General features: G+C 60.1%; 12 protein-coding genes and 2 rRNA genes (1 of these 14 cut by a window edge). 6 read left to right on the top strand and 8 right to left on the bottom strand.

Annotation, left to right across the window (positions count from 1 at the left end):
• The first annotated feature begins 154 nt into the window (after positions 1–154).
• Positions 155–1,552, top strand: a complete 1,398-nt coding sequence (locus I6L32_RS10965; RefSeq protein ID WP_041212400.1) for a peptide MFS transporter — start codon at positions 155–157, stop codon at positions 1,550–1,552.
• A gap of 70 nt (positions 1,553–1,622) precedes the next feature.
• On the opposite strand, the gene I6L32_RS10960 is transcribed toward I6L32_RS10965, so the two are convergent.
• Positions 1,623–2,594, bottom strand: a complete 972-nt coding sequence (locus tag I6L32_RS10960; RefSeq protein WP_029314797.1) for a response regulator — start codon at positions 2,592–2,594, stop codon at positions 1,623–1,625.
• A 275-nt stretch (positions 2,595–2,869) separates the two neighbouring features.
• On the opposite strand from I6L32_RS10960, the gene I6L32_RS10955 reads away from it, so the two are divergent.
• The 3 genes from I6L32_RS10955 to I6L32_RS10945 all read left to right on the top strand — a co-directional run bounded on the left by I6L32_RS10955 (position 2,870) and on the right by I6L32_RS10945 (position 5,234).
• Complete coding sequence (locus I6L32_RS10955) at positions 2,870–3,544, top strand: DnaT-like ssDNA-binding domain-containing protein (protein ID WP_039041329.1); 675 nt, start codon at positions 2,870–2,872, stop codon at positions 3,542–3,544.
• Positions 3,545–3,616: 72 nt separating this feature from the next.
• Positions 3,617–4,471: a DnaA/Hda family protein gene (locus I6L32_RS10950; protein WP_216945082.1), complete on the top strand. Its 855-nt coding sequence runs from the start codon at positions 3,617–3,619 to the stop codon at positions 4,469–4,471.
• A gap of 127 nt (positions 4,472–4,598) precedes the next feature.
• On the top strand, positions 4,599–5,234 hold the full coding sequence (locus I6L32_RS10945) for an SDR family oxidoreductase (RefSeq protein WP_216945080.1): 636 nt from the start codon (positions 4,599–4,601) through the stop codon (positions 5,232–5,234).
• A gap of 57 nt (positions 5,235–5,291) precedes the next feature.
• Here I6L32_RS10945 and I6L32_RS10940 read toward each other — a convergent pair whose 3' ends face one another.
• From I6L32_RS10940 to I6L32_RS10925, 4 genes are all read right to left on the bottom strand, one after another.
• Positions 5,292–6,485 (bottom strand): ABC transporter permease, encoded by a 1,194-nt coding sequence (locus I6L32_RS10940; protein ID WP_216945078.1) that lies wholly within the window; start codon positions 6,483–6,485, stop codon positions 5,292–5,294.
• The gene (locus I6L32_RS10935; RefSeq protein ID WP_216945076.1) at positions 6,482–7,618 is read right to left on the bottom strand and encodes an ABC transporter permease; all 1,137 of its coding nucleotides are present in this window, start codon (positions 7,616–7,618) and stop codon (positions 6,482–6,484) included. The genes I6L32_RS10940 and I6L32_RS10935 overlap by 4 nt, the downstream gene beginning before the upstream one ends.
• Entirely contained in the window at positions 7,618–8,622 is a 1,005-nt protein-coding gene (locus I6L32_RS10930; protein WP_080767988.1) for an HlyD family secretion protein, read from the bottom strand. The genes I6L32_RS10935 and I6L32_RS10930 overlap by 1 nt, the downstream gene beginning before the upstream one ends.
• A 73-nt stretch (positions 8,623–8,695) precedes the next feature.
• Positions 8,696–10,102: a TolC family protein gene (locus I6L32_RS10925; protein WP_161957753.1), complete on the bottom strand. Its 1,407-nt coding sequence runs from the start codon at positions 10,100–10,102 to the stop codon at positions 8,696–8,698.
• 290 nt (positions 10,103–10,392) lie between these two features.
• Between I6L32_RS10925 and dusB the strand changes: the two genes are divergently transcribed.
• Complete coding sequence (gene dusB, locus I6L32_RS10920; RefSeq protein WP_010675552.1) at positions 10,393–11,358, top strand: tRNA dihydrouridine synthase DusB; 966 nt, start codon at positions 10,393–10,395, stop codon at positions 11,356–11,358.
• A 25-nt stretch (positions 11,359–11,383) separates the two neighbouring features.
• Complete coding sequence (gene fis, locus I6L32_RS10915) at positions 11,384–11,680, top strand: DNA-binding transcriptional regulator Fis (RefSeq protein ID WP_005309538.1); 297 nt, start codon at positions 11,384–11,386, stop codon at positions 11,678–11,680.
• Positions 11,681–11,762: 82 nt separating this feature from the next.
• On the opposite strand, the gene I6L32_RS10910 is transcribed toward fis, so the two are convergent.
• The 3 genes from I6L32_RS10910 to I6L32_RS10900 all read right to left on the bottom strand — a co-directional run.
• Positions 11,763–12,395 carry a LysE family translocator gene (locus I6L32_RS10910; protein WP_043156049.1) on the bottom strand — a complete coding sequence of 211 codons (633 nt, stop codon included), beginning with the start codon at positions 12,393–12,395 and terminating at the stop codon, positions 11,763–11,765.
• 296 nt (positions 12,396–12,691) lie between these two features.
• Positions 12,692–12,806: ribosomal RNA gene (gene rrf / locus I6L32_RS10905) — 5S ribosomal RNA — on the bottom strand.
• A gap of 79 nt (positions 12,807–12,885) precedes the next feature.
• Positions 12,886–13,829: ribosomal RNA gene (locus I6L32_RS10900) — 23S ribosomal RNA — on the bottom strand; it runs 1,945 nt beyond the window's last position.

The raw sequence follows: 13,829 nt of genomic DNA, 5'->3' as shown, positions 1-13,829 counted from the left end.
TCATTTTATAAACAAATATTCAACCATTGATAGATAAAATATCGCTAAATCATAATATTGTAATTTAAAGTCGCTTGTTCTATAAGGATTAAGGCTTGTTCCTAGCCCTTGCATAAAATTTCTAAAAAAATATAAGACACAGGTGGAAGTTCCAATGAATAACCCGTCCAAAGGGACCTTTTTAGGTCACCCTAAAGGGCTTTTTTTGCTCTTTAGTACCGAACTGTGGGAGAGATTCTCCTATTACGGCATGCGTGCCGTGCTCGTCCTCTATCTGACCGACCTGACCGCCAACGGTGGCATGGGCTGGACCCAGGCCGACGCCCTCAAGCTGTACGGCATCTATACCGGTCTGGTCTACATCACTCCCATCATCGGCGGCTGGCTCGCAGATACCTTCCTGGGCCAGCGCCGTGCCATCCTGTTCGGTGCCGTGCTGATGGCCGCCGGCCAGTTTACCCTGGCACTGCCTCACGCCATGTTCCCTGACATGGTCAACACCGTCTTCTATGCCGGCCTTGGCTTGCTGATCGTGGGCAACGGCCTGTTCAAACCGAACATCTCCACCATGGTGGGCGACCTGTATAAAGAAGGGGATCACCGTCGTGACGGCGCCTTCACCATCTTCTACATGGGCATCAACCTGGGCTCCCTGCTGGCCGGCGTGATCTGCGGCGCCGCCGCCACCGCCTATGGCTGGCAAGCCGCCTTCGTCAGCGCCGGTATCGGCATGTTGCTCTCCCTGGTCGTGCAGGCCACCATGGCCCAGCGTTTCCTTGGCGACATCGGCCGTGTCCCCGCCGCCCAGCGTGCCGCCCTGCAGCGCTCCAAGGAGCAAAAAGCGCCCCTGACCAAACAGGAAGTGGATCGCATCAAGGTGATCCTAGTGCTGGGCCTGTTCACCATCATCTTCTGGGCCGGCTTCGAGCAGGCCGGTGGTCTGATGAACCTGTATGCCCAGGAGTATACCGACCGCATGATCGGCAGCTTCGAAGTGCCGACCGCCTGGTTCCAGTCCCTGAACCCCTTCTTCATCATCACCCTGGCCCCTGTCGTGGCCGCCATCTGGATCAAGCTCGGCAAGAAAGAGCCGAACTCCCCGGTGAAATTCGCCATGGGCCTGCTGTTCCTGGCCGTCGGCTTCCTGTTCATGATCGGTGCCGTGCTGGAGCAAGGTGGTGATCAGGCTGTCAAGACCTCCATGTTCTGGCTGGTCGGTGCCTACCTGTTCCATACCCTGGGCGAGCTCTGCCTCTCTCCCATCGGTCTCTCCATGGTGACCAAGCTGGCTCCGCTGCGCCTGGCCTCCCTGATGATGGGTGCCTGGTTCGGTTTCGTGGCCCTGGCCAACTATGCCGCCGGCTTCATCGGCTCCTTCGTCGGCGAATCCGGCGCCATGGCCATCTTCGGTGGCATCGCACTGGCCGCCGTGATCAGCGCCCTCATCCTGCTGACCATGGCCAACCGCCTGGTCTACTGGATGCACGGTGCCGAAGGCCCGGCCAAAGAGCCCGAAGAACAAGAGCAGAAACTGCAGTCTGCGACCGTTTGACCGGTCAGGACAGCAGAGACCAAACAGGGCGCCCATGGGCGCCCTGTTTGCATGTGTTCACTTCACGGCGTCAGTGGTGACGAACCTGCATCGTCAGGGCGCTGCCGCTGTCACTGCGAAACTGCAGATCAAAGGGCTCGTGCCAGCTTCGCCTGTGCAACGTGTAGCGACTGCTGCGCATCAAGCCGAGCGGCAACCCCCCTGCACGCATCAACCAGTGAGGTGAGGTGAGCCCGGCATTTGCAAAAAGCAGCCCATCCTCCTGATCGAACAGCAGGGCCGCCATGGCAAAGGAGTGACGCAGGCCCGACTCCAGCAGTTGCAGATTGAGGTAATCCAGCAATCGGTGTGGCTGGGTCAACAGCAGGCTCTCTTGTTGCTGGTATTGGCGATAGGGGCCGTTCATCAGGGATCGCACCAAGGCACCACAGAAGGCCGCATCCACACCGAGGATGGGCAATTCCATCACCAGTACCAGCAGCTTGTCGTCCAGTTTGAAGGTATCCGGGATGAAGAGATTGCCCATGCCGGCAAAGGTGACCTGCCAGGGCCCCCACTCCTGCATGCCAGGGGGGGCCAGCCAGGCGAGCAGCCGGCTGCTCGCCAGATCGTGGCCACGGAAAAAGTCGATGTGCTCCATCAGCTCCAGTTGCTGGCTCTGATGCCCGAGGTTTGTCAGGCATTGCTCGATGCTGCGGCGGATCTGCTCATAGTCATTCACCGGTTTGATGAAGAAGTCCCTGGCCCCCGCCCGCAGCGCACGCTCGATCGCAGCCATCTGATCCTGACCGGAGATGACGATGACGGGCACCTGTGGATAGCGGGCGGTGAGGCAGGCAATCACCTCATGGCCATCCATGTTCGGCATGTTCAGATCACACAACACCACATCGGGGTGATAGAGCGCTGCGGCAGAGAGCCCCTCAATCCCGTCTTCTGCCTGAAAGACGCAGGCCCCGTCGTGCTCGAGATAAGATACCAGTGAGTGGCGAAAAACCGCTTCGTCTTCTACCACCAAGATCCGTAGTCCGGCTTTTGACATCTTGACAAAGCTCTTATTAGTCAAATGGTTATTTGAGCATTAAGACTAGATCATGGGCGCTGGATACCGCCACACAATATTGTCGAGCAGCGAGCCGAGCTGGCCTTGGTATCTGCCAAGCGTTTGAAATGGTCCGACTATTTTGATCGCCCCCTTGCGCAGAGATGGTCGGCAACCGTCGCCCGGCAGCCGTTCTCTCGCAGGTCGGCACCATGAATTGTATGAGGCACCGCCATGAGGGATAATGCCCTCCACTCCAGATCGTGAAGCAGACCATGACGCCAGCCGAATACAGCGCCCTCGCCCATCCCAGACTCTCCCATCCGGCCCGCAGCCTCTATACCCTGCAACTGCGCCGCTTGGTGCTGGAAAATCGGCTGGCCCGACTCAACTATCCCGAGCTTGGCCGGGCACTGGCTGTCGTCGATCCGGGCAATCCCGGTGGTTTCAGCTATCAGGTCAACGCTCGCCAGCTGACCGAGCTGCTCGACGAGCTGATGGAGGCCGAACTGCTTCAGGTCGAGGCCCAGGCTGACAGTGAGCACTACCACCAGTGCCCTTTCCAGTTGCCGTTGCTGAGCCAGCGGGTGCGCAGCCCTCTGCCGGCACGCCCGTTCCAGATGCACCTGCAGTGGCGTCCGGACGAAGAACTGCCTGCTCTCGCACGCCTGTGCGGGGTGATCGATGCCAGCTACAGCGAAGAGGATCTCGGGGAGTTCATCGCCTACTGGCTCGGCCGCCCCGAGGTGTTCGACTCCCAGCACCAGTGGATGTTGAAATTTATTCGGGCCCTCAAGAGTCGGCGCTACGCCCGCCGCCCGGCGACCGTGGTCACCGGGTACCAGCAGGTCGCGCCAGCCCCGGTAGAGGCTGGCCCGAGCCGCCGGGCGCAAGAGATGATCGATGAGGCCAAACGGCTGGCACAAGCTCAGGAGCCGGAGAATGATTGATACCAGGCGGCCACGAAGTGCACTATTGACCCCCTGCCCATCCAGCCACAGCCCTAGCAGAAGGAGAATTCCATGACAGATCCGCACGACCCGATGCGCCAGGCACTGGAAGAGATCGAGGCCAAACGCCAGAAAATCGCCAAGGCCAGACAGGAGCAACGGGCTCATGATCCCGAGCTCAAGCGTCACGTCAGCAACCTGCAGCAACGTATTCTCCGACTGCGGGCCGCAACCGGCGGCAGCCAGTACGACTACGAGACCCTGCGCAAGGAGTACGACGCCAAGGCCAATGCCGAAGTGCGCGAGTTGCAGAAAGCCGCCCGCCAGGAGCGGATCCAGAAGCTGATCGCCCAGGCCGACCTCAATCCGGACTGGATCTTCGACAAGATGGATTCCGGTGACCCGGCCCTGCAATACCCCATCGAGACAGCCCGCTACTTCATCAGCGGTTTCGAGCACTGGGAGAAGAGCGGCGGGGGCTGCATGCTGATCTACGGCGATTACGGCACCGGCAAATCCACCCTGGCGGGCGCCGTGGCCCACGAGTTGATCGCGCGCCACCAGAAGTCGGTGATCTTCCAGCAGTGGGCCTCCATCGTGGACAGGCTCTTCTTCAACGTCATCCAGGATCAGGAGGAGCGCAACCAGTACCGCCGCGCCCTGGAAGAGGTGGACCTGCTGATCATCGACGAGGTGGCGGCCAACCGCGCCAAGATGGCCGAGAGTCAGTCCAGCTTCCTCGGCCACCTGCTGCGCCGTCGTCGCAACCTGTCCAAAAGCGTCATCATCATCACCAACCACAGCCCCCAGAGCCTGCATCAGGCCATCGGTGATTTCAGCTATGAGGCGATCAAGGCGTTCAATCCGGTGGACATCCACCTGAGCGGACCCAGCCGCCGTCCCAGCATCGGCCATTACAACGGTTGATCCCGTCGGGCCGGCGTCCCTGATGTCCGGCCCTTCATATCCCCTGCACCTCACAAATAAAAACCACTCTCATTTACAGAGATCCATCCAGGCTCTAGGCTTGCTCTTTTGTTCGAGAGGGCCTGTCATGCCAACCACACTCATCTTCGGTGCCAGTCGCGGACTGGGCCGCGCTTTCACCGACCACGCACTGCAACTGGGCCACAGGGTCGTTGCCCTGGTGCGCCATGCCGACATGGCCAGCGAGCTGCATACCCTGGGAGTCGAGGTCGTCATCGGGGATGCCCTGGACCCCCTGGCCGTGGCCCTGGCTTGCCGCTTGGCGGGCAGGGATGCCCGGGTAGTCTCCACCCTCGGCAGCTTTCGCCAGAGTGCACCGGTGGATTATCAGGGCAACCGCCATGTGATCGACGAGATGGAGCACGCCGGGCTCAGCCGCCTGCTGCTGGTTACCTCCCTCGGTTGTGGCGACAGCTGGCAATACCTGCCCGAGCGGGCTCGCGCCGCCTTCGGACACGAGGTACGCCTCAAGAGCCTGGCGGAAAGCTGGCTGCAGACAAGCCCCCTTGAGTGGACCATTTTACGCCCCGCAGGGTTGCAGGATGGGGAGCCCACGGGTCAGGCCATCCTGAGCCAGGGGCAAGAGAGGCATGGCCTGGTCAGGCGCCAGGATGTGGCGATACGGGGTTTGCAACTGCTCACCGACCAGGAGGCGCACGGCCAGATCTATGCCATCGGCGATCCGGGTCTGAGTCAGCCATGACCCCTGTGAATGGCAACACGGTCAGCCCGAGGGCTGACCGTGTTGTTGCAAGGGGGCCTAGTCGGTGGAAGACGCAGTCGCCCCATCATCCGGCCCCGTTGCAGGGCACGGTTGACGCCAGCGGAGCAACCAGCACGCCAGAGCGCCATACAACAGTGCAAGCCCCCACAACTGCCACCAGTAGCGGGAGACCTGGGCAAAGTCGGCCCCCATCTGATTGAGGCGCAGGAATCCCTCGATGGCCGGCGTGCTCGGGGCCCACTGGGCCAGCCAGTTGAGGGGGGCCGGGATGAGCTCAAGGGGCCAGATAAAGCCGGCCAGGAAGACCAGCGGCAAAGAGGAGACAAGCACTATCTGGGTCGGCAGATCACGGCGGGTGAACAGGGCGCCGAGCACGATCCCGAGCCAGGTGGTGGCCAGCAGGAACGGCAGAGTAAAGAGCCAGAGTTCGCCGGGTACAGCGGTGCGGGCAATGCCGTAGTGATCGAAGCAGAAGCCGAAGAAGTAGGTCACCGGAAGGACGAAAAGAGCCCCCACCACCAGGGTGCGGGCCAGCAACAAGGCCGGCACGGGGGCATGTTGCCAGTAGCCTGACTCGCCACGGCGGCTGCGCTGGTTCTGGGTCGCCCCCAGGATGCCGGTCCCCATCAGCAACACCTGATGCAGGATCAGCACGAATACCGCAGGCACCACGTAGTTCACATAGCCCATGGTGGGGTTGAATACCGGTAGCACATTGAGGGCCACCGCGTTCCAGCCCATGGCGGCCTGGGGCAGCGCCTCACCCTGGCTCAACAGCCTGGCCACCTTCACCTGGGCGGCAAGCGTGCCCCCCGCCTGGGCCAGCCCTTCGGCAATGGTGCCATAGACCAGGAAGTAGGAGGCATCCCCGGCATAACCCAGGGTCACGCTCCTGCCCAGCATCAGATCCCGATAGAAGTGGCGGGGAATGTGCAAGATGCCGCTCGCCTTGCCGGTCAGCATCATCTGGCGGGCCTCGTCGAGCGAACCGGCACGGGCCACCAGTTTCACCTGCGCCGTGGCATCGGCCATGAACTCCAGCTGGCGGGAGAGCTGGCTGCCATCCTCGTTGACCACCACCACGGGCTCTTCCCTGGGCAATTGGTGCAGGTAGGGCTGGGGGTAGAGGAAGGAGTAGAAGAAGACGCCGCCAAACAGGGTCAGCATGATGGCGCGATCCGCCAAGAGGGTGCGCAGCTCAAGGCGCATCAGATCCCAGAATCCCATCATGGTCTGGACTCCTCATGGGGCAGGGCCGCGCCCGACGGCGTCCGGTAACGGTGTACCACCAGCAACAGGGGCAGCAGAAACAGCAGCAGAGCCCCGAGCTGGGGCAGGGCCGCCGTCAACGGTTGACCGTAGTTGGTTTGCCCGATCTGCAGCTCCACATAGTGGGAGATGGGCAGCAGGCTGCGCCAGAACTGGGCCACATCACCCATGGCGGTGACCGGAAAGGTGACCCCCATGAAGGCAAATCCCGGCGCCGTGTAGGCGCCGGCCAGAGAGAGCGCCCGCGCCGGATCCCGGATGATGGCGTAGAAGAAGGCCCCCATGGTGACGCAAGCGGCTGACGCCAGTCCCAGCCCCGCCGTCAGCACCAGCCAACTGCCTTGCATGGGGTACCCAAGCCCCTTGAACAGCAGCAGACTCCACGCCAGACCCCACCCCCAGCCGATGAGCACATGGGGCAGCAGGGTACGCCAGAGGCCGAACCAGACCCCTCTGGTGGTCCAGTCCAACCCGAGGCGATCGGTGCGGGCCAGGGCGTTCAGGCCATAGAGCACCACCAGGATCTGCCACACCGCAGGCAGCAGGGCGCTCAGCAGAAACTGGGCGTAGCTGGAATTGATGTTGTAGAGCGCGGTAACCTGGCTCGCAATGGGTACGGATTGTCCCAGGGCACCGGGCAGCGTCTTGCCGTCGGCCATGGCCTCCAACCCCCCTACCTGACCATTGAGAGTTCCCACCACCTGGGCCAGTGCGGAGTTGACCAGCTTGGCAATCAGGATGAACTGGCCATTGTTGAACACGGTGACCTGCGGCTGAGTGCCTTGCCGGGCATCCCGCTCCAGGTGATGGGGGATCACCACCAGGGCATAGATGTCTCCCCCTCGCAGTGCCCTGGCCCCCTCGTCGATGGCGTCAAACTGCTGCGCTATCTTGAGCCCGGCGGAGCCATCGAGAGAGAACGCCAGTTGTCGGGAGAGGGGGCTGCGATCCAGATCCACCAGACCGACCTTGAGATCCCGCGCCAGGCCGGCTGAAAAGATCCAGCACAGGATCCCTATCAGCAGCAAGGGGACCCAGCTCGCCAGCGCCCGGCCGAACGGGTCCTGCCAGAGCAACCGCCATTCGCGCCCCATCAGAGCTCGACCAGCACGCTCATGCCGACCCGCAGCCCATCAACCGGCTGCAAGGGGCGCGCTTCCACCTGGAAGCTTTTCATGTCGAACCCCTGGCGGGTGTCGGTGGCACGCCAGGTGGCGAAATCCCCCATCACGGCCACATGGGTCACCTTGAAGCGCACCAGCTGATCCCCCAGGCCGGGAATACGGGCATCAAACTCGGTACCGACCGGGAACCTTGGCAAGAGGTCCTCACGGACATGGAACTGGGCCCAGGCATCCTTCATGTCGAGCAAGGTCACCACGGGGAAGCCCTGGGGAGCCAGCTCGCCGCTACGCAACAGCACCTGGGCAACTTCCCCCTCGTGTGGGCTGGCGATGCGGGTATCGGCCAGATAGGCTTCCACTTCCGCCACGCCGCCAGCCGCCATCTTGGCCTGCTCGCGGGCCGCTATCTTGGTCTCTTCCCGCGCCCCTTCCAGTGCCATCTGGTATTGCTGCCAGGCCATGCCCTCGCTGTACTTCGCCGCCTGCCAGGCCGTCCAGGCCTCGTCACGCTTTTGCAGCGACATCACGCCATCCCGATGCAGGCTGGCAATGCGCTCGTAGGTTTTGCCATGAAGCAGGGCAGCCGCCTTGGCCTGTTGCCACTGATCCTTGGCGGCCGCGATCTGCTGCACTCGCGCCCCCTTCTCGGCCTCTTCGGCCATTGCACCCGCCGCGGCCTGCCCGGCCTTGGCCTGACTCAGCTTGGCCTCGATCTCCGGGCTCGCCAGAGTGAACGCCAGTTGGCCCCTGGCCAGTTGATCCCCCTTCTTCACCAGCACCTCGTCGATGCGACCCGCCACCTTGGAAGAGACCGAATACTGCTGCGCCTCTATCTGCCCCTGCAGACGCACCGGCTCCGGCTGATAGGCCAGCCAGAAGCGCCATCCAAGCCAGAGCACAAGCAATACCAGCGCCAGTGGCAGCAGCCAGGGCTTGCCCTGGCTCATCTTCTTCTTGATGGGGGGATGACTCATGAATTCACCTCGGCAAACGGGCGACCCTTGGCGGTCGAAACGGACATGAATAACGGAATGGAAGAGAGCGCGATCATGAGTTCACCTCGATCGCCTGACCATGCTGATACTGGTTGAAACTGTTCATCTGACCGGAGAGTGCCAACAGGCGGGCCAGGGAGATCACGTATTGATAGGCGGCGGCGGCGCGCTGGGTCTTGACCCCGGCAAGCTGGGTCTGGGCATCGACCACATCAAGGGAAGTGGAGAGCCCCTGACCGAATGCCTTGTCACGCAACCGCACGTTCTCCTCGGCCAGCGCCTGGGTTGAGGAGAGAGAGTGATACTCCTCCAGTCCCTGGGCAGCCTCGCGCCAGGTCTTCTCGACCAGCAGCTCCAGATCCTGGCGGGTCTTGGCTTGCAGCAGGTTGACCTGGAGTTCGGCGCTCTTGGCTGCCTGGACCGTCTCGGAGCGGCCATCACGACTCACCAACGGCATGCTGACCCCGACACCAACCAGCCAGTCCGGTGTGGTCTTGGAGACGATGGAATCATCTTCATAGAGGTTGTAGTTGCCGAACAGGAAGAGCTCGGGGGCGTATTTGCCCTTCTCCAGCTTGATCATCCCCTGGGCCTGCTCCTTCTTGGCCGTCAACAGCTTGAGACCGGGATGCACCGACAGGGTCTCCTCCACGAAGGGAGACAAGGCTGGCATCCCTTCGTTGATGAAGAGGGCGGTATTGGGCTCAGCCTGCTTGAGCTTGAGCATGTGGCCGAGCGCCAGCTGGGCGATCTCCAGGCTGCGCCTGGCCTTCTGGGTATCGATACGTGCCCTGTCATAGGCAGACTGGGCCGAAAGGCGCTCCACCTTGGCGATCTGCCCCTGGGCTTCGAGCTTCTTGGCATGATCCAGATGGTGTGCCAGTCCCTGCTCGATCTCCTGCTTGGTCTGCACCACCTGCGCCGCCAGCACCACCCCGAAGTAGGTCTGGGAGAGGCTCTCGAAGGTGGACTGCTGTTTAAGCACCAGCAACTGCTCAGCCTCGCTCACCTGGGCCTGACGAATATCCTGGGCCGCATCGATGCGCCCGCCGGTAAAGAGCGGCCATAGCATCTTGACCGAACTGGTCACCACGTTCTGCTTGGTGAGGGGGGTGACAAAATCGCTCGGGCTGAGGTTGAGTGCCTGCATCACGGGCCCCAGGACCTTGCCGAATTCCGGATGATTGGCGATGGGGTTGAGATCCAGCATGTCCAGCTCCATCGGCTGATCGAGATGGGTATAGCTTGCCCCCACATCCACCTTGGGCAGGTACATGGCCTTGGCCGCCTCCCGCAGTTGCTGGGCCCGCTCCACCCCGGCCTGCTCTGCCGCCAAGCCGTCATCCTGCTGGATGACCCGGCTCCAGGCCTCGGTGAAGCTGACCGTCTGCGCCTGAGCCGACCCCAGCACGATACCCAGCAGGCATGGGCAGAGCGATTTGATGAACTTTGCCGTCATACATCCCCGATCCGTTTGTAATGAAATTGTGTAGAGTCTTTGCTCAATTCAGGCCCGCTATCATAGCCTAAACCGGCTTGAGAGGGAGACTCACAAATCACCATCTCCCTCACTCGTGCCCTCCTGACCATGGTCACAGACAATATGTCCGATTTTCAAGCACTCCTGAATTTGCAAGCCTTGGCGCGACGTTTTTTTCAGAAAAAAATGGCTGACGCTCAAATACTAACCTTTTCTCCTGACTAAAAAATGCGTAATATACGCCGCCCTAAGCCGATGGTAACCGTGGAATGCAGATAGGTCCCCACACGCTTGAAACTCCCCTGATCGTGGCCCCCATGGCCGGTGTAACAGACCGACCATTTCGTGAACTTTGTTTACGTTTGGGAGCCGGTATGGCCGTTTCCGAGATGCTGCTGGCCAACCCGGATGTCTGGGATACCCAGAAAACCCGGATGAGAATGGATCACTCTGCTGAAGGCGGCTTGCGATCGGTCCAGATTGCCGGTGCCGACCCCGAGATGATGGCGTTTGCTGCCCGCTACAACGTGGAGCAGGGCGCTCAGATCGTCGACATCAACATGGGATGTCCGGCAAAAAAAGTGAATAAGAAGCTGGCAGGTTCCGCCCTGCTGCGTCAGCCAGACCTGGTCAGATCCATCTGCCGGGCCGTGGTGGATGCGGTGGAAGTACCTGTCACCTTGAAGATCCGCACAGGATGGGATCCGGATAACCGCAATGGCGAGGAGATCGCCCGAATCGCCGAAGATTGCGGTATCGCGGCCCTTGCCGTGCATGGTCGTACCCGTGCCTGCCTCTACAAGGGCGAAGCGGAGTACGACACTATCAGGGCGATTAAGCAGGCCGTATCGATTCCTGTTGTCGCCAATGGCGACATCGATAGCCCGGAGAAAGCCCGGTATGTCCTCGACTATACCGGTGTCGACGCCGTGATGATCGGCCGTGCTGCGCAAGGACGACCCTGGATTTTCCGGGAAATCCGCCATTTTCTTGAAACGGGCACCAAGCTGCCGCCTCCCGACAGGGAAGAGGTTCGCACCCTGATGAACGAGCATGTCACCAATCTGCACCAGTTTTACGGTGCCTATCTGGGAGCGCGCATTGCCCGTAAACACGTGGGCTGGTATCTGGATGAAGAAGAGGCGGGCCGAGAATTCCGTAAGCACTTCAATGCCCTGGATTGTGCAGACGCACAACTCGAGGCACTCGAAGCGTATTTCGATGGATTAGGTTAACGCATAACTAAAGAGCCGACCGAATATGTTCGAACAAACCCTGACTTCTGATGCATTGGTAACAACTACTCACAATCACGCTGCCGAGCCGACCCAACGCCCCCTGCGTGACTCTGTGCAACAGGCCCTGCGTAACTACCTGGCCCAGTTGAACGGTCAGGAAGTGATTGATCTGTACGATATGGTTCTCTCCGAAGTCGAAGCTCCCATGCTGGACGTGATCATGCAGTACACCCGTGGCAACCAGACTCGCGCCGCCGTAATGATGGGCATCAACCGCGGCACCCTGCGCAAGAAACTCAAGCGTTACGGCATGAACTGATCCCGGTCATTCTGCTGCAGTGCAGACGAAGGCGTATCCCAGCGATGGGATACGCCTTTTTCTATGCCCGGTTTTTACCTGCTCACTCCACCGCCAGCTTGATACCGAGCCCCACGAACAGCCCCCCCATCACGCGATTCAGCCAGGTGGCCACCCGGGCGGGCAGTCGCACCTTGCGGCTTGCAAACGCGGTGGAAAACGCCAGCAGATGGCACCAGATCATGCCGTTGAGATTGAAGATGCAGCCCAGCACGATGAATGCCATCGCCTTTTGCGGTGAAGCGGGATCGATGAACTGGGGCACAAAAGCGAGAAAGAAGAGCGCCACCTTGGGATTGAGGACATTGGTGAGCAACCCCTGCCGAAAGATGCGCCCATAAGAGAGCGCAGGCAGCGCCACAGCCCCATCCACAGACGTTGAAGTGCCACTCCTCTGCCAGAGCATGGACACGCCGAGATAGACCAGATAGAGCGCCCCCATCAGCTTGATGACGGCAAACAGCTCGGCGGAGGCACTCAACAGGGCAGACAGTCCCAGCGCCGCAGCCAACACATGTACCATGGTACCTGTCCCGATACCCAATGCCGCCATGGACCCTGCACGCCATCCCTGGGAGCCGCTGCGCAGCATGATGAGCAGGGAGTCAGGCCCAGGCATCATGTTCAGCAGCAGGCCAGAAACGACAAACAACGCCAAATCGTGGATCCCCAACATAGACAGCTCCTTGTACATGAAAGAAACAGTCTATGGATCCTGAGGTACTTGTCACTCCCGTTTCCAGCGATAGTGATTATCAAGGAAGGGAATAGCGCTTGAGCCGGAGATACTTGACGCTCAACCTGGTGAGAAAGAGAGATTGAGCCGTTTGAAAGACAGTGATACTGGCTGAATAACAATGTTTATCGATACAATAGACTGTGTTTTGCGCATTAACCAGGCTTATTATCTAAAAAATAAATTTCAGGCAATAAAAAACCCCGCTCAGATGAGCGGGGTTTCTTGTATTGGGTGCCTGGCAGTGTCCTACTCTCGCATGGCGAATGCCACACTACCATCGGCGCTACAGCGTTTCACTTCTGAGTTCGGCATGGGGTCAGGTGGTTCCACTGCGCTATTGCCGCCAGGCAAAATCTTCAATCTGAGAAAGCTGATGTAAGTAATTCGTTCATTCGCTACAAGGCCAGAAACACTTCTTGGGTGTTGTATGGTTAAGCCTCACGGGTAATTAGTATGGGTTAGCTCAACGTATCGCTACGCTTACACACCCCACCTATCAACGTTGTGGTCTCCAACGGCCCTTTAGGACCCTCAAGGGGTCAGGGATGACTCATCTCAGGGCTCGCTTCCCGCTTAGATGCTTTCAGCGGTTATCGATTCCGAACTTAGCTACCGGGCAGTGCCACTGGCGTGACAACCCGAACACCAGAGGTTCGTTCACTCCGGTCCTCTCGTACTAGGAGCAACTCCCTTCAATCATCCAACGCCCACGGCAGATAGGGACCGAACTGTCTCACGACGTTCTGAACCCAGCTCGCGTACCACTTTAAATGGCGAACAGCCATACCCTTGGGACCGACTTCAGCCCCAGGATGTGATGAGCCGACATCGAGGTGCCAAACACCGCCGTCGATATGAACTCTTGGGCGGTATCAGCCTGTTATCCCCGGAGTACCTTTTATCCGTTGAGCGATGGCCCTTCCATTCAGAACCACCGGATCACTATGACCTACTTTCGTACCTGCTCGACCTGTCCGTCTCGCAGTTAAGCTGGCTTATGCCATTGCACTAACCTCCTGATGTCCGACCAGGATTAGCCAACCTTCGTGCTCCTCCGTTACTCTTTGGGAGGAGACCGCCCCAGTCAAACTACCCACCAGGCACTGTCCGCGAGCCCGATTCAGGGCCCTGCGTTAGAACATCAAACATACAAGGGTGGTATTTCAAGGACGGCTCCAGCGCAACTGGCGTCACGCCTTCAAAGCCTCCCACCTATCCTACACATGTAGGTTCAATGTTCAGTGCCAAGCTGTAGTAAAGGTTCACGGGGTCTTTCCGTCTAGCCGCGGGTACACCGCATCTTCACGGCGAATTCGATTTCACTGAGTCTCGGGTGGAGACAGCATGGCCATGGTTACACCATTCGTGCAG

Origin of the sequence: Aeromonas sp. FDAARGOS 1402, from assembly GCF_019046925.1 — a bacterium.
Lineage (GTDB): Bacteria > Pseudomonadota > Gammaproteobacteria > Enterobacterales > Aeromonadaceae > Aeromonas > Aeromonas caviae.
Note: the sequence above shows the minus strand (reverse complement) of the source record. Positions and strands in the feature narration are given on the sequence as shown.